This is a genomic window from Clostridiales bacterium (assembly GCA_030016385.1).
Lineage (GTDB): Bacteria > Bacillota > Clostridia > Clostridiales > Oxobacteraceae > JASEJN01.
The window spans coordinates 1-19,848 of record JASEJN010000057.1 but is presented as its reverse complement, the minus strand read 5'-3'; the positions used below and the strand labels follow the sequence as shown (position 1 = coordinate 19,848).

The 19,848-nt window shown below is 40.0% G+C and carries 17 protein-coding genes and 1 pseudogene; 6 read left to right on the top strand and 12 right to left on the bottom strand.

Annotated elements, in window-relative coordinates; translation table 11 throughout:
* Nucleotides 1-81: 81 nt before the first annotated feature.
* From QME45_11935 to QME45_11915, 5 genes are all read right to left on the bottom strand, one after another.
* Nucleotides 82-696, bottom strand: coding sequence for a hypothetical protein (locus QME45_11935; GenBank protein ID MDI6619361.1), 615 nt, complete (start codon nucleotides 694-696; stop codon nucleotides 82-84).
* A gap of 59 nt (nucleotides 697-755) precedes the next feature.
* Nucleotides 756-2,747 (bottom strand): NAD-dependent DNA ligase LigA, encoded by a 1,992-nt coding sequence (ligA, locus tag QME45_11930; protein ID MDI6619360.1) that lies wholly within the window; start codon nucleotides 2,745-2,747, stop codon nucleotides 756-758.
* Nucleotides 2,748-2,763: 16 nt separating this feature from the next.
* The gene (pcrA, locus tag QME45_11925; protein ID MDI6619359.1) at nucleotides 2,764-4,938 is read right to left on the bottom strand and encodes a DNA helicase PcrA; all 2,175 of its coding nucleotides are present in this window, start codon (nucleotides 4,936-4,938) and stop codon (nucleotides 2,764-2,766) included.
* Between the two features lie 53 nt (nucleotides 4,939-4,991).
* On the bottom strand, nucleotides 4,992-5,291 hold the full coding sequence (locus QME45_11920) for a YerC/YecD family TrpR-related protein (GenBank protein ID MDI6619358.1): 300 nt from the start codon (nucleotides 5,289-5,291) through the stop codon (nucleotides 4,992-4,994).
* Nucleotides 5,292-5,577: 286 nt separating this feature from the next.
* Nucleotides 5,578-6,651, bottom strand: coding sequence for a hypothetical protein (locus tag QME45_11915; GenBank protein MDI6619357.1), 1,074 nt, complete (start codon nucleotides 6,649-6,651; stop codon nucleotides 5,578-5,580).
* A gap of 503 nt (nucleotides 6,652-7,154) precedes the next feature.
* Between QME45_11915 and QME45_11910 the strand changes: the two genes are divergently transcribed.
* From QME45_11910 to QME45_11895, 4 genes are all read left to right on the top strand, one after another.
* Nucleotides 7,155-7,526: a demethoxyubiquinone hydroxylase family protein gene (locus QME45_11910; protein ID MDI6619356.1), complete on the top strand. Its 372-nt coding sequence runs from the start codon at nucleotides 7,155-7,157 to the stop codon at nucleotides 7,524-7,526.
* A 19-nt stretch (nucleotides 7,527-7,545) separates the two neighbouring features.
* Nucleotides 7,546-8,361: a family 1 encapsulin nanocompartment shell protein gene (locus tag QME45_11905; GenBank protein ID MDI6619355.1), complete on the top strand. Its 816-nt coding sequence runs from the start codon at nucleotides 7,546-7,548 to the stop codon at nucleotides 8,359-8,361.
* A 27-nt stretch (nucleotides 8,362-8,388) separates the two neighbouring features.
* On the top strand, nucleotides 8,389-8,763 hold the full coding sequence (locus QME45_11900) for a desulfoferrodoxin (GenBank protein MDI6619354.1): 375 nt from the start codon (nucleotides 8,389-8,391) through the stop codon (nucleotides 8,761-8,763).
* A 96-nt stretch (nucleotides 8,764-8,859) separates the two neighbouring features.
* Entirely contained in the window at nucleotides 8,860-9,420 is a 561-nt protein-coding gene (locus QME45_11895) for a rubrerythrin family protein (protein MDI6619353.1), read from the top strand.
* Nucleotides 9,421-9,646: 226 nt separating this feature from the next.
* On the opposite strand, the gene QME45_11890 is transcribed toward QME45_11895, so the two are convergent.
* A complete protein-coding gene (locus QME45_11890) occupies nucleotides 9,647-9,982 on the bottom strand; it encodes a PEP-utilizing enzyme (protein ID MDI6619352.1) in 336 nt (111 codons plus the stop codon).
* Nucleotides 9,982-11,565, bottom strand: coding sequence for a PEP/pyruvate-binding domain-containing protein (locus QME45_11885; protein MDI6619351.1), 1,584 nt, complete (start codon nucleotides 11,563-11,565; stop codon nucleotides 9,982-9,984). Before QME45_11885 ends, QME45_11890 begins: the two co-directional genes overlap by 1 nt.
* A gap of 426 nt (nucleotides 11,566-11,991) precedes the next feature.
* On the opposite strand from QME45_11885, the gene QME45_11880 reads away from it, so the two are divergent.
* On the top strand, nucleotides 11,992-13,164 hold the full coding sequence (locus tag QME45_11880) for an ImmA/IrrE family metallo-endopeptidase (protein MDI6619350.1): 1,173 nt from the start codon (nucleotides 11,992-11,994) through the stop codon (nucleotides 13,162-13,164).
* 63 nt (nucleotides 13,165-13,227) lie between these two features.
* On the top strand, nucleotides 13,228-13,683 hold the full coding sequence (locus QME45_11875) for a DUF4411 family protein (protein MDI6619349.1): 456 nt from the start codon (nucleotides 13,228-13,230) through the stop codon (nucleotides 13,681-13,683).
* Between the two features lie 93 nt (nucleotides 13,684-13,776).
* Here QME45_11875 and guaA read toward each other — a convergent pair whose 3' ends face one another.
* The 5 genes and pseudogenes from guaA to larE form a co-directional block, all read right to left on the bottom strand.
* Nucleotides 13,777-15,312 (bottom strand): glutamine-hydrolyzing GMP synthase, encoded by a 1,536-nt coding sequence (gene guaA / locus QME45_11870; protein ID MDI6619348.1) that lies wholly within the window; start codon nucleotides 15,310-15,312, stop codon nucleotides 13,777-13,779.
* Between the two features lie 11 nt (nucleotides 15,313-15,323).
* Nucleotides 15,324-16,781: an IMP dehydrogenase gene (guaB, locus tag QME45_11865; protein ID MDI6619347.1), complete on the bottom strand. Its 1,458-nt coding sequence runs from the start codon at nucleotides 16,779-16,781 to the stop codon at nucleotides 15,324-15,326.
* A 124-nt stretch (nucleotides 16,782-16,905) separates the two neighbouring features.
* A pseudogene (gene larC / locus QME45_11860) lies at nucleotides 16,906-18,080 on the bottom strand (nickel pincer cofactor biosynthesis protein LarC).
* A gap of 88 nt (nucleotides 18,081-18,168) precedes the next feature.
* Nucleotides 18,169-18,927 carry a nickel pincer cofactor biosynthesis protein LarB gene (gene larB, locus QME45_11855; protein ID MDI6619346.1) on the bottom strand — a complete coding sequence of 253 codons (759 nt, stop codon included), beginning with the start codon at nucleotides 18,925-18,927 and terminating at the stop codon, nucleotides 18,169-18,171.
* Between the two features lie 2 nt (nucleotides 18,928-18,929).
* Nucleotides 18,930-19,742 carry an ATP-dependent sacrificial sulfur transferase LarE gene (gene larE / locus QME45_11850; protein ID MDI6619345.1) on the bottom strand — a complete coding sequence of 271 codons (813 nt, stop codon included), beginning with the start codon at nucleotides 19,740-19,742 and terminating at the stop codon, nucleotides 18,930-18,932.
* Between the last annotated feature and the right edge of the window lie 106 nt (nucleotides 19,743-19,848).

Sequence of the window (19,848 nt, the reverse complement as noted above, 5' to 3'; positions counted from 1 at the left end):
TTGAATCTGGCGAATGAGTGTTCAAAATAACATAAGTTCATATTACGAATCGAAGCTTACAGATGCACATTTTTCATTACTCTAATTCCCGGTTGCCAGGTACTCTTTTAACTCCTTCTCTGTAATTTGCGGATAAGTTTCAATCAACCCTTGGCGTATAACTGAAATATAGCCTGCATCCGGCTCATTCTCCTTACGACGCGTTTTGTTGGTAAATGTGTAAATTTCATATCCGCTATCCTTGCCAAGATAAATCACCTGGTTGTACCAACAATCTCCTGGGCCTTCCTGGCGGCGAACTTCCTCAAACTGTTCTTTACTAATCAGATACATGCGTCCAAGTGTCTTTCCGCTCCTCGATGAATCGAGGAATGAAACCCCGCAATTATTCCAGTTACGGCTGCAATTTCCATAATACATTTCAAATGGAATCGTAATCGCTTTCTTTGCCTTCGGGGCAGATTTATCCCTGCATCCATCATACTCTTTTCCATTGTATTTGCATCTTCCACCTTGCAAATAGTACATAAACCTCTCCTCCGCCATATTGGAGCCGTAACATGCATACCATACATAGGCAGCCTGTTCTCTACCCAAATGCCGGATGGTCGGTTGGATTGTCTTTTGGCCGTGCAAATCAGGCTGACAATCTTTATTGAATTTCTTAGGAACAAATGTCTTTGACCCGGTTAACATATAGATATCTCCCTTTTTTTAATAAAAATATTAGCAGTCACTTTTGAACACACTGCTCCTTATTTAACTTTTCCGGTCAATTTTTCAAAATCCTCTTCATTTATAATCTTAATATTAAGCTGTTCGGCTTTTCTGAGCTTCGATCCGACGTCTTCGCCGGCAAGAACATAACTCGTCTTTTTCGATACGCTTCCTGAAACCTTTCCTCCAAGGTTTTCTATGATAGCCGAGGCCTCATCCCTGGTATATTTTGAAAGAGCTCCGGTAAGTACAAATGTAAGCCCCGCAAAAGGTTGATCCTTTTCTGAGCCAAATTGCTTGCATACCATATTTACTCCTGCATCTTTAAGTTTATTTATGAATGCTATATTTTTCTCATTGCTGAAAAAATTATATATGGACTCAGCCATAATGCTTCCGATGTCTTCGATATTCAAGAATTCATCCTCTGTCGAGTTCATAATTCCCTTCATGGAGCCGAAATATTTAGCCAAATTTTTTGCGGCTTTCTGCCCCACATATCTTATGCCCAGAGCGGTAATGAGCCTGTCAAGTTCATTCGCCTTTGTCTTGCTGATCGAATTTAAAAGATTATTTACCGATTTGTCTCCCATTCTATCAAGTTTTATTAAATCTTCATATTTTAAATAATAAAAATCCGCCGCATCGTGTACCAGCCCGTTATTGAGAAGCTGCGATATTATCTGTGGCCCTAGGCCGTCTATATTCATAGCATCCCTTGATACAAAATGCTCCAGCGATCTCCTGATCTGAGCAGGACATGTTATGTTCGTACATCTTACGGCAACTTCACCATCCAGTCTTTTCACAGGTGCGCCGCATTCCGGACATCTCTCCGGCATTTTAAATATTTTCTCATCTCCGGACCTTTCCTTGATTAAAGGCTCGATGATCTCAGGTATCACATCGCCGGCCTTTTGTATTATGACATTATCTCCTATCCTGATATCCTTTTCAGAAATATAATCTTCATTATGCAATGTAGTCTTTGAAACAGTCGAACCGGCAATCCTCACCGGTTCCAGTATTGCCATAGGCGTAAGCACTCCTGTCCTCCCAACATTTACTGTTATATCCTTTAACCTTGTCTTTTTTCTTTCAGGTGGAAATTTATATGCCACCGCCCATCTTGGTGTTTTAGCAGTACTTCCAAGCACTTCCCTTTGAGCCAGCGAGTTTACCTTGATTACGATGCCGTCTATCTCAAATGGCAGACCGCCGCGCATCTCCCCCATCCTTTTTATCTGCTCTATAACCTCTTCAATGTCTTTGCAAAGGACTCTCTCGGGGCTCACTTTAAATCCGAGATCTTTTAAATATTCAAGGCTGTTCAAATGGGTAACAAGATCCTTTCCTTCATATCGCTGAACATTGAAAACGAAAATATCCAGCGCTCTTTTTGCCGTTATCTTGGGATCCAACTGCCTCAATGATCCTGCTGCAGCATTCCTTGGATTTGCAAACAGCGATTCACCGGCTTCCTCCCTCTTTTCATTCAATTCTATAAACTTTTTTTTAGGAAAGTATACCTCTCCTCTCACTTCCAGAAGATTATTATCCTTTATAACAAGAGGTATGCTTTTAACAGTCTTTAAATTCTGGGTGACATTTTCGCCGATAAATCCGTCGCCCCTCGTTGCACCCCTTACAAGTTTTCCATTTTCATACAGCAAGGCGACTGACAAACCGTCTATCTTTAACTCAACGATATACTCGGGTGTTTCATTTATCATGCTTTTTACTCTTCTGTCCCAATCCCTCAATTCCCCAAAACTAAATACATCCTGAAGGCTTTGAAGCGGTATTGTATGGACAACCTGCTCAAACTCCCTGAGCGCTTCACCGCCTACCCTTTGTGTAGGCGAATCAGGCGTTATAAGTTCGGGATGTTTATCTTCCAGATCCTCAAGCTCCCTGTAGAGCATGTCATATTCATAATCGCTTATTTCAGGTTTATCAATGACATAATACCTGTAACTGTGATAATTAATGATTTTCCTGAGTTCTTCAATCCTTTTTGCAACGTCCAATTAATATACCTCCAGTCTAAATATATTCCAAAGGAGCATATTTTGCAGAGAGCTTTTTTATCCCGCAGCTGTCAAATACAACAGTAATCTCATAATCATCAGGCTTTTTTATTGCAGAGGCTATGATCCCCTCTCCCCATAATTTATGCCTTACCTTCGTTCCTGCTTTAATTTTATCGGAAGTTAAAACATTCATTTCATTTAGAGTCAGCTTCGCCGGCTTATTCACTGTCAGGTCAGCCTTTGAAGCCGCAATATAATCAAGCGGCTTTTTATTTATGAATTCTATATATTTTTCAGGAATCTCGGTTATAAATTCCGAAACATCATTGCATTGGGTATTGCCGTAGAGAGTTCTTATGGCAGCATATGTCATATAAAGCTTTTCCTTAGCCCTGGTTATGCCGACATAGCACAGCCTTCTTTCTTCCTCCACCTCGCTATCATCTTCTTCGGATCGGTAATTCGGGAAAATGCCCTCTTCCATTCCCGCCATGAATACAACAGGAAATTCCAGACCCTTGGCGCTGTGAAGCGTCATCAATACCACGGCGCTTTCATCCTCTTTGACCGTATCTATATCGGAAATCAGCGCTATCCCCTCTAAAAATGCTCCAAGACTTTTATCTTCACTTTCCCTCTCAAAATTCTGGGCAGCGGATAAGAATTCCTTTATATTTTGGAGCCTTGATTCGTCCTGAGTATCTCCTGATGTAAGCAGTTTTTGCATATAACCTGTTTTATCCATTATCAACGAAATCAGCTCAGGCACACTGCGCCCTTCATATGATGATAAAAATTCCTGCATAAGAGATGCGAATTTTTTAACTGATGACGAAACCCTCGGCGATATTTCCTTTATGTTATCCACTTCAAAAACAGCCTGCATCATGCTTATCCCCATCCTAGAAGCATATCCGGACAGTTTTTGCAAAGTGGTATCTCCTATGTTTCTCTTCGGCACATTTATTATCCTTGCAAGAGATATGTTATCCACAGGATTATCGATTACACGAAGATATGCGATCAGGTCCTTTATCTCTTTTCTATCGTAGAATTTCAAACCCCCGACTATCCTGTAGGGAATTTTATACTGCATGAATGCTTCCTCTATAACCCTCGACTGGGCATTCGTCCTGTATAGCACGGCAAAATCCTTGAGGCTCCTGCCGTAATCCATATCCTTCAATATGCTCTTTGCAATAAATGCCGCTTCGTCCTTTTCATCTCTTGCCATATATATTGAGATTTTTTCACCGGAACTCTTATTCGTCCACAATGTTTTTGATTTTCTGCCCCTGTTATTTTTTATAACGCTGTTTGCAGCGTTCAATATGCATTTTGAAGACCTGTAATTTTCTTCAAGTTTTATTATCTTGGCATCTGGATATTCCTTTTCAAACTCCAGTATGTTCCTTATATCGGCTCCCCTGAAGCCGTATATGCTCTGGTCGTCGTCGCCTACGACGCAGAGGTTTCTGTAAAACATGGAAAGATAGGATATGAACTTATACTGGGCATAATTGGTATCCTGGTATTCATCAACATGTATATACTTGAATTTATGCTGGTAGAACTTTAAAACATCGGGAAATTTTTCAAAAATCTCGTTTGTCTTCATTATAATATCATCAAAGTCAAGCGCATTGTTTTCCTTCAACTTTTTCTGGTAAAGCTCGTAGATCTGCCCTATCTTTTTTGCCCTGAAATCAAGGGAATTCCGTTTTCTATACATCTCACAGGTTACAAGTTCATTCTTTGCCTTGCTTATATTGCCCAATACAGTTTTTACAGGATACATCTTCTCATCTATGTCAAGATCATCCAAGCAGTGTTTGATGAGAGTCTTCTGATCGCCTGTATCAAATATTACAAAGTTTTTATTGTAACCTATCTTATCTATTTCCCTTCTTAAAATCCTCATGCAAGCCGCATGGAACGTGGATATCCATATATCCCGTGATGCGCTTCCCACAAGGTTTTCCACCCTTTCTTTCATCTCGCCGGCCGCTTTGTTTGTAAATGTAATTGCAAGAATGCTTCCCGGGTATACGCTGCTTTCAATAAGATATGCTATCCTGTATGTAAGAACCCTGGTTTTTCCGCTTCCGGCCCCTGCAAATATCAAAAGAGGTCCCTCTGTTGTAAGAACCGCTTCCTTTTGCTCTTTGTTTAGTTTATCTAAATCCATCTTATTTCCTCCATTTTTGCCTGTCTTTAAAAAAAGCCCTCTTGATAAAACTATTATTTTTTGCCAAGCCTTTTCAATACTAAGTTATATCCATCTGAACCATAGTTTAAGCACCTGTTTACCCTGCTTATGGTTGCAGTGCTTGCACCGGTTTTTTTGACTATCTCGTTGTATGTTTCCCCTTTGTTCAGCATCAGTGCGACCTGCATTCTCTGGGAAATTGCCTGCATCTCATTTATTGTACATATATCATCAAAAAATCTGTAGCATTCTTCGATGTTTTTTAACGTAAGTATGGCCTTAAAAAGTTCATCCATTTCTTTAGACTCAAGCTTTGAATGATATTGCGCCAATAGTACCACCCCATCAATCTTTATAGACTTGTTAAATATTCTATAAGAATTATTGTTTTCCTTTAATTATTATAATGAATTTTAGCAAAACGTTTTAGTGCTGAACTTACATTCCACTTTGGTTCTAATCTGAACTCATGTTGTTTTGAGCTTTAATAATGCTCATTTCGTTGCTCAAAATAATATACTATTTATGATCAATTTCATATTACAAAGCGAACCTCCACTTAAAGTATAGCCGGCCACGCCCATAAATAAAAGGATCATTTATCCCTCTCATGATCCTTTATTTCAACTTGTCGGTAAAATATATGAATTTTATGCCCTCCGCCTCTTCTCCAGGTTTATACTGCACCTTTACGATATCTTTCATGACTCCTTCCTGTATGTCATATTCAATTATCTTTCTTTTCATCTCTTTGTCGTCGGAAGATGCAAAATAGAGCTTTTTGCTATCGTCCGACCATGCCGATATATATGAACCGTTTGAAACCATAACGGTTTTTTTGCTCATATCGATTACATGAAGGGATTTATTTTTCCTGTCATCTACCGATACAAACGCTGCCATGCTGCCGTCTGGTGAAACATCAACAGAATGCCTGTCGATGTTTAAGCCTGATGTCAATGGATACCTCCCGCTGCCATCCATATTCATAGAATATAAATTATATTTGCCCGCTTCAGCCTCGTCGCTTAGAAACAACATCCTTGTACCATCGGTTTTTAAAACGGGAGAAATGTCGTTTGCCGCATTTTTCGATAGATTCACATTTCTTAAGGGAGAAATCTCATACAAAAAAATATCGTAATTGCCGCCTGATTTTTTATCATATGCGATAGTTTCCCCTGAATTGGAGAACTTAGGGTCGGCATCGGTCAGGCCATCGTCAGTTACCTTTACAGGGCCCTTGTTTTCATCCGTTTCAACATAATATATCTCATCGGATTTATCCCCGGTTTTCCTTGCGGCAAAAGTTATCTTTTTCTTGTCCGGAGACCACGAAACATAGCTGTTTTTTATGGGGGAATCCTTTAAAACAGCGACTTTGCCGCTTCCATCCGCGTTGATCGTATACAGCCCTGTTTTCCCTTTTTCTTCTGACAATACGGCTATTTTCCCATCGATGCCCGCAGCATTCAAAACGTTTTTCTGATATATCGACTTCTTATCTTTGCTTTCAACCTCTATGCTATACATTTTATTTTCGTCCGGCGAATCAGCATTTACAAATATGATATAGTTTTTGCCATCCTCTTTTTTTGAGTTTCCTTCCTGAGCTTTATTCTTTTTTGCACAGGATAACAGAAATAAAGATAGCGATATTATAAAGATAACAATAAACATTTGTTTTTTCAAGGTATCACCCTTTTCCTAAATCTACCTTATAGAATGCATACAGATTATTTGAATAATATTCTTCAAATATAAAAGAAGCATCCTGTATTATATTATTTTTCCCTTAAAAAGTTTTTTTATATATTATAAAATGTAACATATCATTTACATTCTGTTCCTTTCTTCGATTCGCAATATGAAATCAGGCATAAATAGACTTATGTTGTTTTGAGCAACAAATGAGCATTATGAAAGTTTTGATAAATTCTTGGCTTTGCTGCCGCAAAGAATCCTTAGAGCTTTTGAATGTCTGAGCAAGGCAAGTTTCAAAAGCTTTTGGATTCTTAAGTCTGCTGGCCTTAGAACTTACAAAACTTGAATCTACCGAATGAGCGTTCAAAATAACATAAGTTCATATTACGAATTGAAGTGTTCCTTTCTATAACCTTGCAGACTGGAAATATATATGCTATTATAAAGCCAGAAATTTATATCTTATCATTTAACTTGGGAGGTCGAATAAAATGCCAGCTTTTGCAAATCCATTTCAAGGCAATGTTGAACGAAAATTAAACAAAGATGAACTCATTCAGGCGGTACGTCTGGATATCGCAGGAGAACTGGAGGCCATTTACCTCTATGATGCACATGCACAGGCAACAGATAATGCCATTGCCAAAGCAGTTATATCCGATATCCGCGATGAAGAGAAAGTACATGTCGGGGAACTGTTTACGCTATTGCGCACACTGGACCCGAAAGAAGCTGAGCAATTCGCTGCCGGCGAAACGGAAGTCAAAGAGATGCTGGAAAAGCTTGGAGTTTTGAAAGAACCAGCAGAAAAAACAGCTACTGGAAAGGGAACAGTCGGCAGTCTTCTTGATCATAAATCTTGATTTAGAGAGGAGAATCACTATGGATTATCTTTCTAGAGAAAGTTCCCCCATTTCAACTGAACTGTGGGGAGAGATCGACTCCGCCGTTGTTGGAGCGGTGAGAAAAGTTCTGTCTGGAAGGCGGTTTTTACATGTGTTTGGGCCGCTTGGAGTCGGCACTGAAAGCATTTCTGTCGATAGCGCCGGAGCTGTAGAAGAAGTCTCAGACGGAGGAATAATTACGACAAAAGGCAGGAAATATGTAGAGATTCCCGCTATTTATCATGATTTCACATTGCGTGCAAGGGATCTTGAAAACAGCGCACAGTTTGGATATCCGGTTGATCTTACAGAAGCTTTAAATGCTGCCGAAACCTGCGCAAGAAAAGAAGATTCTTTAATTTATTTCGGCAATGCGGCCCTTGGGTATGAAGGGCTTCTAACCGCCCAGGGCATCAACAAGATTAAAAAATCCGATTGGAAGGAAGGCGAAAACGCCTATTCCGATATCGCCTCGGCCATTGAGCTTCTGATTTCAAAGGGAATCTATGGTGCCTACACCCTTGTCATAAGTCCTGATATATATTTACAGCTACAACGAATTCAACCTGGAACAGGTGTATTAGAGTATGATCGTATTTCTAAACTTCTAAACGGAAATGTGTTGCATACCCCTGTGCTCGGTAGCGGAAAGGCCCTTCTGGTCTGCAGTGAACCGAGAAATCTTGATCTTGTTATCGGTCAAGACCTTTCGACTGCATATCTGGAACAGAAAGACCTGAACCATAACTTCCGCGTGCTGGAAACAGTCCTGCTTCGTATTAAGAACAAAGATGCCGTTGTTGCATTTGAATAAAAAATATATTCAAAGGAGAGATTATCTATGTCAGATATATTTTTTTATCGTTGTGAAAGATGCGGAAACATTGTAGCGTTACTAAAAAGCGGCGGCGGAACCCTTACCTGCTGCGGACAGGCGATGAACAAACTAGTGGCAAATACCTCGGATGGTGCGAAGGAGAAACACGTTCCGGTTATAACGAGGGAAAACGGGAAACTAAAGGTTAAAGTTGGATCCGTTTTGCATCCTATGCTTCCTGAGCATCATATCGAGTGGATTGCTTTGGTGTCCGGCAGACGCGTCGAATTTAAATATTTGCAGCCTGGCGAACAGCCGATTGCCGAGTTTGATAACGCTGAAAGCGGAATCGTTTACGAATATTGCAATCTGCACGGCCTTTGGAAAGCTGAATTTTAGCCAAACTGAGATGTGGCGCGTCTGATGCGTAAAGCGAACAACACAGGCCACTGCAAAGGGCCACATTTTAACTAAATGAAAAGGGAGGTTTTATATATGTCGGTACATAATGCCATGACTGCGGATTTTCTCCGTTCTGCTTACGGCGGAGAAAGCATGGCGCATATGCGCTATCTTATCTGGGGCGATATTGCCCGCAAGGAGGGATTCCCGAATATCGCAACACTGTTTGAAGCGGTTTCCTATGCGGAACGTGTGCATGCTGGAAATCATTTCAAAGTTCTGGACGGTGATATCGGGGATGCAACAGTTGCAGCAGGCGGAGTATTTGGAATCGGCAAAACTGTAGATAACCTACAGGGCGCCATCAACGGCGAGCTGCACGAAGTCGAGCAGATGTATCCGGTTTACCTGAATACAGCCAAATTCCAGAATGAGTCTGGTGCTGAAATGTCATTCCATGGGGCGCTTGAAGCGGAAAAAACTCATGCAAAATTGTTCAAAAAAGCGCAAGATGCAGTAAAAGCGGGACATGATCTGGAATTCAAAGCTATTTACATTTGCACCATATGTGGCTATACCGTTCTGGACGTAGTTCCTGAAAAGTGCCCCATCTGCGGAGCAAAGAAGGAAATGTTCAAGGAATTCAGGCCGTAAAGCCTGAAATGGCAAATTGATACAATAAATATCCCTCGTCAATTAAGGCGGGGGTTTTTCATCTTTTACTTTTATAATAAATATTATTCGCTATTTTATCTGTTATCATCTTATTTTTTGACTGAAATCATAACTCAATCTCCGAAATGTATTTTTTATATAATCCATTTATATATTTTGTAATTTTCTCAAATTCCATTTCTTTTTCTCTTAATCGTCTTTCATTTCAGTATATATTTACTTTTCCCTGAATCATTTCAACATCTGCTCCATCAGCATAGCCAGATATCCCTCTGTGAATGACTGCAGGCTTGTTCTGCTCTCTTAATATGATTGCAAGATGTGACAGCAATCCGCCACGTTCAAATATAAAGCCCTCATAGTAAGAAACCAGTGCAGACAAGCATGGATCTGGATATGGCGCTACCAGTACTTCCCTAACGGATTCATCCTTGAGCCTTTCTTTTAAATATTTCTTGCTTTTTCTGATAAATTCACTTTCCGCAATGAAGCTTCTTCCGCCAAGTTGTTCCTTTAATTCCCTAAGCTCTTCCTCCGTCATTACTTTAAGTTCTCCAAAAAATCGCCTGCTGATATAACTTTGTCAATTACAAGTTTGGAATATATTCCCTTGTGATCCAGGGTTGCATCATTAAAATATGCCTTGTTGCCGGCTACCTCGAACTCAATTTTAATATTTTCACTTATCTTATCAAGTGATACCGTCATCTTTATGATATCTGCCAATATTCCTTTTGACAGACTTCCTGGAACTGCTTTGTCCAAGCGGGCTTTATCAAACCTTTTTGAAATATCATTCATCTTCCAAATATAGTCATAGTACAATATGTCTCTGCTGAGGATTCTGCCGTCCACACTCATTAAGTAGTGTGAAAAATCAAGTTCTCCACTCAGAAATCCGCCGAAGCCGCCAGGCATGCATTCAATATATATATTCCCGTCTTCTGTCATACAGGCATTGCCACAGTACTCCGTCGGTGTAATCTCCTGTAAACGGACAATCGAAATGCCATCTTTCGTTTTATCCGCCACATCCCGAAGATAATCTTCTACATCTTCCTTCCTTTTTGTCCTGACTTTTTCATTGCTTTCAATCTTTATAATATCCGCCCTTGCAAATTCCAGGTCGATCTGATCCATGTCCAAGTTTTCATTGTTATAAAAAACATATTTTACAATCGGTATGTCAACATTGCTCTTTCGGCAGAGATTACGCAGCATCGCCCTTTTGTCAAACCACTTCATATAGCGATTGTAAAATGACGACATATCGATTTTTTTTAAAGTACCAAAGTCATCTGCATCTACAATTCTGAACCCCGTGACTTTCTTTTTGTGAATATATCTCGTGATTTGTCTTGCTTGCAGAATATACAACTGCCCACCGCTAATCAACCACTCGACGTCCACCTGGCAATGGAAATACTCCCTAATCTGAATTATTGCCGCTGCCAAATGCTTCGCGTATTTAGCGATGCAGCGGTCATCTCCTATCAGCTCGTCTGATTCTGTTATTTCAAAGGCGCCGTTTTCTTTTCCGTCCACAACATTTTCTGCGCCCGACAGCGAATACTCGCCATAGAAGCAATCCTTTCCAAACGGATGCTTTGAAAAAACCACTCCGCCCAATTCCGAACTGAAATACTTTTGAACTACGATTCCGATCGGCAGATTTTTTTCAAAGCAATTATAATATGCACTTGCCCACACCTCCAAGACAGCCTTGGCCAACTGCGTCTGGTTCTCTATTCCAGGTACAGACAAGAACATGCCCGCCATGCTGCTTTTTCCGGTATCTTCTAATGTCGATGAAGACCGGACAATCACGGGATACCCGATTTTCTCAATCCGTTTGTTTATAGAATCCATCAATTCCGATGGCAGCATAAAGCTTAAGATTTGTTCACGAAACTGCAAAATGCCGTTATTATCATGTGCCTTTTTCAATAAATTACCTGCATTATTTGCCTTCACACAGTCGTAGAAACAGTCAATCGCTATTACAAAACCTTCCGGAATACGCAATCCTGCATCATACAGTTTTCCAAGATTATACGCCTTGTTTCCAATTTCATTTTCACTTATACCGCTTTTCACGATATCTCTAATATCATAAATGTTCATATTTCTCCTTGAATTTGCATATTTGCCTTCACTTCAATTATAGGAATTTCATATTTATCCAGTATATTCCTGTAATCATTTTACCATTCTCAAGCCGAAATAGCTCACAAGCTAAAAATTTTTTTATGATACCTGACGCTATGCGTATCCCAAAATGGAAGTGAAACGAGACAAAGTGAATCTTGACGCTCGGCTGGCCTAGAAAAATAAGATTCCGTGGCTTAGCCTCCCATTTATATTTTTCATCGTTCCATTGTTTGGAGACAAAATCCTATCTATAAAGCATTTCATAATGCGCAGGCTTTTTTGAAAATACATCATTACAATACCTCACTGCAAGCATATTAGCACTTACTTTAATATTTTTGCAAGTTTTCATATAATACTGGTATAATATAATAAATGGTTGTGTAAAGGAGGAAATTCATGCAAATAACAGTAAATATCGCACCTGAGGTAATGAATTGGGTAATGCAACGTGTGGAAGTTGAAAAAATAAGTATGCCGCTTTTCAATAATATTCAGCAGTGGAAAACCGGTAATAAAAAGCCAACATTTAACCAAGTTGAAAAATTGAGCAAAGCGACGAATATTCCATTGGGCTACTTTTTTTTAAAAAATCCTCCGAAAGAAGACCTTCCTATTCTCAAGTGCAGGACTATAGATAGTTTGAAATCACAAAATCCAAGCCGGAATTTAATAGATACAGTCCATAGCATGGAAAATATACAAGAGTGGATGAGGAATTATTTAATTGCTTCCGATAGCACAAAATTAGATTTTATTGGATCCCAAAAGTGCAATAAAAGTGCTCATAAAATTGCAGCAACAATGCATGAATATCTGGGATTAGCAGTAGATTGGTTTACTCATGAGCAAAATGTGTGGGAGTCTTTTAAGGAAATCCGCACACGTGCACAATCTCTAGGAGTTATTGTAATGATGAATGGTATTGTTGAAAATAATACTCGTCGTAAATTGGAAATAGATGAATTTAGGGCTTTTACTTTAATTGATGACTATGTTCCTTTAATTTTCATCAATTCCAATGATTCCAAAAATGGAAAACTGTTTTCCCTCGTCCATGAGATGGCTCATATTTGGCTCGGAATAAACAATTTCTTCAATGATAGATATAGTATGGCCTCGAATGTTAGCGATACTGAGACTCTTTGCAATGCAATTGCCGGAGAATTTTTAGTACCTCAAAGCCTTTTTACGCAAAAATGGAAAGAACAATCTGAAAAAAATAACATCGAAAAGAAGATTAGCTCTTTAGCTTATTATTTTAAATGTGGTATGACTGTAATTGCAAGAAAAGCTCTTATAAATACGTATATTGGCAAGGAAGAATATAATAAACTTGTTCAAGAAGCTGTTATTCATTTTAATGAAAATAAAAACAAAAGCAAAAATAACGAAACAGGTGGTAATTACTATAATGCAATGATAACCAAGATAGACAATCGTTTTTTAAATGCCCTTGCTAACAGTGTACAAGAGGGAAAAACATTGTATTCTGATGCATTTCGCCTGACAAATACGAATAGGAATACTTTTAAAGCATTGGTTGAGAAAGTGCGGGATAAAAAGCTATGAAAAGCACCACGGATAAATTTTTGATTGATGCAAATGCAATAATAACTCCTTATTCAAGTTATTATTGCATTTGATTTTACTCCTAAATTTTGGCAACAGATGAAAATATACATTGAAAACGGCTCAATAATTATTTTTGATATGGTTAAGAATGAAATAGAAAAAGGAAATGATGAACTTAGCAAATGGATAAAAGGAATTTCCATAACAGATCTTATTGATCATAGGGATAGTAAAATAATAGAAAAATATTCAGAAATATTGACATATATTCAGGCGTCAAAATACTACAGTTCAAAGGCATTGGCTGAGTGGTCTAAGAGCAATATAGCAGATCCCTGGCTAATAGCCGCTGCAAGTACATATGGATATACCATTATTACATTTGAAAGACCCGTTAGCATGGATGCAAATAATCCTAGCAGTCATCCCAAAATTCCAAATATATGTTCAGAATTTAAAGTTAAGTACAATGACTTATATTATATGATGAAGCAATTATCCTTCAAACTTGGATAATTAGTTTACAAAAAGTGGAACGATTCCGGAACGCTTTTACAAAATATAAAGCCGAAAACCCAGTAATAATGCTGATTTCCGGCTTTTATGCTGTCACTCCCACTCGATCGTCGCTGGTGGTTTTGACGTAATATCATATACCACCCTGTTTACATTTGGAACTTCGTTTACGATCCTGTTCGATATTTTTCCTAAAACATCACACGGTATTTTTGCCCAATCGCTGGTCATGCCGTCGGTGCTAGTAACAGCCCTTAATGCGACGGTATATGCATATGTCCTCTCATCGCCCATTACACCTACGCTTCTTATGTTCGGAAGGCATGCAAAGTACTGCCATATTTTCCTGTCCAGACCGGCCTTTGCGATCTCTTCCCTGAAAATAGCATCCGCCTCCCGTACGATGTGTAGTTTATCTTCTGTAATATCGCCGAGCACCCTTATGGCAAGCCCAGGGCCCGGGAATGGCTGCCTCCATACTATTTCCTTCGGTATTTTAAGTTCCTCTCCGACCTTCCTCACTTCATCCTTGAAGAGAGTCCTCAGGGGTTCTATGAGTTTAAATTTAATATCCTTCGGGAGCCCTCCGACATTGTGGTGACTCTTTATTGTCGCTGCGGTTTTCGTTCCGCTTTCCACTACATCAGGGTAAATAGTGCCCTGTACAAGATAATCTATATCTCCGAGTTTTGATGCTTCTTCTTCAAAAACCCTGATAAATTCTTCACCGATAATCTTTCTTTTTCTCTCAGGTTCCGATACTCCTGCAAGCTTTTTTAAAAATCTCTCTTTGGCATCCACCCTTACAAGGTTCATATCAAAGTCACCCTTGAATGTCTTTTCAACCTGGTCGCCTTCTCCCTTGCGAAGCAGGCCGTGATCCACAAATATACAGGTAAGCTGCTTGCCTATGGCCTTATGTACAAGAACGGCGGCGACTGATGAATCGACCCCTCCGGACATCGCACATATGACCTTTTTGCTTCCGACAATTTCCTTTATCTCTCTTATCTTCTGCTTCGTAAAGGAACCCATATCCCAGTCGCCCTTCAATTTGCATATTTCAAAGAGAAAATTCCTTATTATTTCACGGCCGCGTATGGTATGCATGACTTCAGGATGGAACTGCACACCGTATATGCCCTTTTTTTCATCTTCAATAGCTGCGGCCTTGCAGTTTAAAGTCGATGCAGATATCCTCATGCCATCGGGGACGGCAGAAACATGCAGCGTATGGCTCATCCAGCAAACGGAATTTTCTTCTATTCCCTTAAACAATTTGCTGTTTGAATCGAACTTTATATCTGCCTTTCCGTATTCCCTTGCATCGCTTTTTTCAACCCTTCCACCAAGCAAATATGCTATAAGCTGACATCCGTAGCATATGCCAAGGATCGGGACACCCATACCAAATATTCCCTTATCTATCGTCGGAGCACCTTCATCCAGCACGCTGCTCGGTCCTCCGGTAAATATAATTCCCTTAGGATGCTTATCTTTTATTTTTCCGATATCGGTATCATAAGGCAGTATTTCGCAGTATACGCCATTTTCTCTAACTCTTCTTGCTATAAGCTGGTTATACTGACCCCCAAAGTCTATAACCAATACCACTTCATTTCTATCCATATTTTTTCTCCTTATATTCCCGCAGAATAATTTGGCGCTTCTTTTGTAATCTGTATGTCATGAGGATGGCTTTCCCTCAAGCCGGCAGGTGTTATGGTAATGAACTTCCCGTTTTTTCTCAAGTCATCTATTGTGGGAGTGCCGCAATAACCCATGCCGGCTCTTAATCCTCCTACAAGCTGAAAAACTGTTTCGGATAAAGGCCCTTTATACGGCACCCTTCCTTCAACGCCTTCAGGAACAAGCTTTTTGGAACCTTCTTGGAAATACCTGTCCTTGCTTCCGGACTGCATAGCGCTTAGAGATCCCATTCCTCTATATACTTTAAAGCTTCTTCCCTGATATATCTCGGTATCTCCCGGGCTTTCATCGACGCCTGCAAAGAGGGAACCTATCATCACGACTTTTGCCCCCGCCGCTATAGCCTTTACAATATCTCCGGAATATTTTATTCCTCCGTCGGCTATGACCGGTATGCCATATTTTTCAGCTTCTTCCGCGCAGTCGACTATGGCTGTAATCTGCGGAACGCCAACACCCGCAATTATCCTTGTCGTGCATATCGAACCCGGACCTATCCCAACTTTTACGCAGTCCGCTCCGGCCGATACAAGATCCTTCACTGCTTCAGCTGTCGCTATATTCCCTGCGATGACCTGGAGGGAAGGATATGCGTTTTTGATTTTATATACTGCATCCAGCACGCCTTTTGAATCCCCGTGAGCCGTGTCTAAAACTACCACATCGACTCTTGCACCGACCAAGGCTTTTACCCGCTCCATCATATTGGCCGTTATTCCTACAGCGGCACCGGCAAGGAGCCTGCCGTTTTTATCCTTTGCCGCGTTTGGATATTCTATCGCCTTTTCAATATCCTTAATCGTTATAAGTCCTCTCAAATAGTAATTTTCATCTACCAGCGGCAATTTTTCGATTTTGTATTTCTTAAGTATGCTTTCAGCTTCCTCAAGGGTGGTATTCTCCGGAGCAGTTACAAGATGGTCCTTCGTCATAACTTCGGATATACGTTTTGTTCCATCGTTTTCAAATCTTAAATCCCTGTTTGTAAGTATGCCTACAAGCTTTCCTTCTTTAGTTATCGGGACCCCCGATATTCTGTATTTTGACATAAGCTCAAGAGCGTCTTTTATGGAATGCTCGGGCGACAGAAAAAACGGATCTGTAATTACACCATGCTCGGACCTTTTTACCTTATCCACCTCGGATGCCTGCTTGCTTATAGACATGTTTTTGTGGATGATACCTATCCCGCCTTCCCTTGCCATGGCAATCGCAAGCCTTGCTTCAGTTACGGTATCCATACCCGCGCTCATAAGCGGTATGTTAAGTTTTATTGCTTTTGTAAGATACGTCGATGTATCCACCTCTTTCGGCAGAACACTCGACTTTTGAGGAATAAGCAGTACATCATCAAAAGTCAAACCATGTTTGACAAATTTATCGTTAATCTTAATCACATCTCCTTGTACAATTTATTGTATTAAATCTTCGATTCGTAATTCGGGCACCCATCTGTTGTCCAAAACGATACAGTTGCCTTTTAATATAACAAATCGAAGGACCATCTATCTGTCAATATATCTTGTTTAAAAATTCCCTTACAGCCTCATTGTATACTATTTTTACGGGAACTTTGTTTTTTATCGCGGCTTCCTTTACATCCCTGTATTCAGGAGCATAATTTACCATCTGTCCTCTGCGGTATGCCGCCTTTATGCTGATTTTCCCGTATATGGTCTCTATAGTATGCATTTTTCTTTCTAAAATTTCTCTTTCAACCCTCATTTTTCTTATTCCTATCGTCGATGTTTCTTTGAAAATCACTTCAGAAATGCTATCTACATTTTGTTCTCCTGCAAGAACGGATAACTTGACGGCAGGCCTGTTCTTTTTCATCATTATATTGGTCATATAAACATCCAGAGCACCGCATGAAAAAAGTTTATCCATTACATTTTCGTAAAATTCGCTGTTCATATCATCTATGTTGCATTCGATTAAAATTACGCTATCGGCTTTTTTTTTACATCGCCTATGATTACCCTGAGCAGATTTGGAATCTCCAGATCCTTTTTGCCGAGACCATAACCGGCTTTTTCAATAACCATTTGAGGTATGGGGCCAAAATCCGTGCAGAGAGTAGAAACTATCGCCGCACCGGTTGGCGTCACGAGTTCCGTATTTATATCGAGGGAGAAAACCGGAATGCCCCTCAAAAGTTCGACTACGGCAGGCCCCGGAACCGGTATTATGCCATGCTGGCATTTGACAAAGCCTCTTCCGACATTAAGCATGGAACATGCAAAGCTATCTATATGTAATATATCGATGCATATCGCACACCCGACTATGTCGACAATGGAATCTACCGCTCCCACTTCATGGAAGTGGACTTCCTCCACACTCTTCCCGTGTACCTTTCCTTCTGCCTCTGCCAGCTTTCTGAATATCTTCTTTGAGATATCCTTTGCATTCTCAGTTATACCGCTTTTATTTATTATACCCTCTATATCCGAGATATTTCTATGCTGATGCTCACCATGCTCGCATTTTTCCAACTGTACGTTTACGTCCGTGCCGGTTATCCCATTCTTTGATGATTTTTTTATTTCAATATTATAACCGCTTATATTCAATTTTGCAAGCTCGCCTTTGAAAATTTCGTAGTCTATTCCGCAATCTATCAATGCCCCAAGCACCATGTCCCCGCTTATTCCGGAAAAGCAATCAAAATATAATATGCTCATATACAAACCTCACTTTATAATTTCTTCAATTTGAAATATGAATTTTTGTTTTTATACTTAATTTCATATTACAAACCAAAGTTATAATTTATCTTTTTTCGCCGATCTTGTTTATCATGGATGCAAGGTAACCTGCCCCAAATCCATTGTCGATGTTTACGACACCTATTCCGCTTGCGCAGGAATTAAGCATCGTAAGAAGCGCCGACAGGCCTTTAAAATTGGAGCCGTAACCTACGCTGGTCGGAACGGCTATCACCGGCTTATCCACAAGTCCTGCCACAACGCTTGCAAGCGCTCCCTCCATGCCTGCGACGGTGATTATAACCCTTGCTGCAAACAGCCTGTCGGTATACGATAGCAGCCTGTGAAGACCGGAAACTCCCACATCATAAAGCCTTTCCACAGTATTGCCCATGACCTCCGCCGTTATCGCCGCTTCTTCGGATACATGTATATCAGATGTGCCGCCACTTACAACCAGTATCCTGCCTTCGGTTTTGTGTATTTCTTTCTGCTTTATAAAACATATTTTAGCCTGCTCGTAATATATCACATCTTTATCTATTTCCCTGATTGCCTCGTAAACCTCCCTTGAAGCTCTGGTCGCAAGTATGTTGGTTTCATCCTTTAGCATAACAGATACAATCTTTTTAATATGCTCTATCTCTTTTCCCTCGCAATATATGACTTCCGGATATCCTACCCTTAAAGCCCTGTGAGTATCGATTTTTGCAAACCCAATATCCTCAAAAGGAAGTTTTTTCAGCTTAATCATCGCATCGTCGATAGATATATCGCCTTTTTTAACGCCCTCAAGCAATTCCTTTATGGCCTCGGCATCCATAATCAATTCCTCCTTATTACCTCATTCATGCTGCCTGTCCTGTATCCTTTAAGATCAAGTGTGACGTAATTAAAGCCGATTTCCTTGAGCTTTTTATATACGTCGTCCATCACCTTCAAATCGAAAAATTTCACTCTTTCCTCAGGCGCCACTTCAATCCTTGCAATATCCCCGTGATGCCTCACCCTTACCTGCCTGAAACCGATATCCAGCAAATACTGCTCCGATTTATCTATCATCATTAACTTTTGCCTGGTAATCTCCTGCCCATATGGCACCCTTGATGAAAGGCAAGCAAAAGATGGTTTATCCCATGTAGGAAGATTCATCTGTTTTGACAGCACCCTGATATCATTTTTTGTCATGCCCGCCTCAAGGAGGGGACTTCTTACTCCAAGCTCCCTTGCAGCATCCATGCCCGGCCTGTAATCACCGGTATCATCTGCATTCGCCCCATCTGCGACGAAATCAAATCCTTCTTTTTTTGCTATTTGACCTATTTTCGAAAATAACTCCTTCTTGCAGTAATAACATCTGTTCTTCGGATTTTTCGAAAAGCCTTCGATATTTAATTCTTCGGAATTGACAACACTGTGCTTTGCGCCGATAGACCTTGCAAAATTTATAGCTTCATTCATCTCTCTTTTGGGAAAAGTAGAAGACGACGCTGTCACAGCCATAACCCTGCCTTTTAAGACTTCGCTTGCAACCTTTAAAAGAAATGTGCTGTCCACTCCTCCTGAAAAGGCTATCACCACACTTTTCATATCTTTTAATATATCCTTAAGCTTTGTTAATTTGTCCTTTTCATCCATTATAAACCCCTCCACCTCTATAAACAGCCTCATACAATACTATTTTATATTATACATAACATCAATTTAAAATAAAAGAGGCCCCAAAGGGGCAGATGTTTTTTTA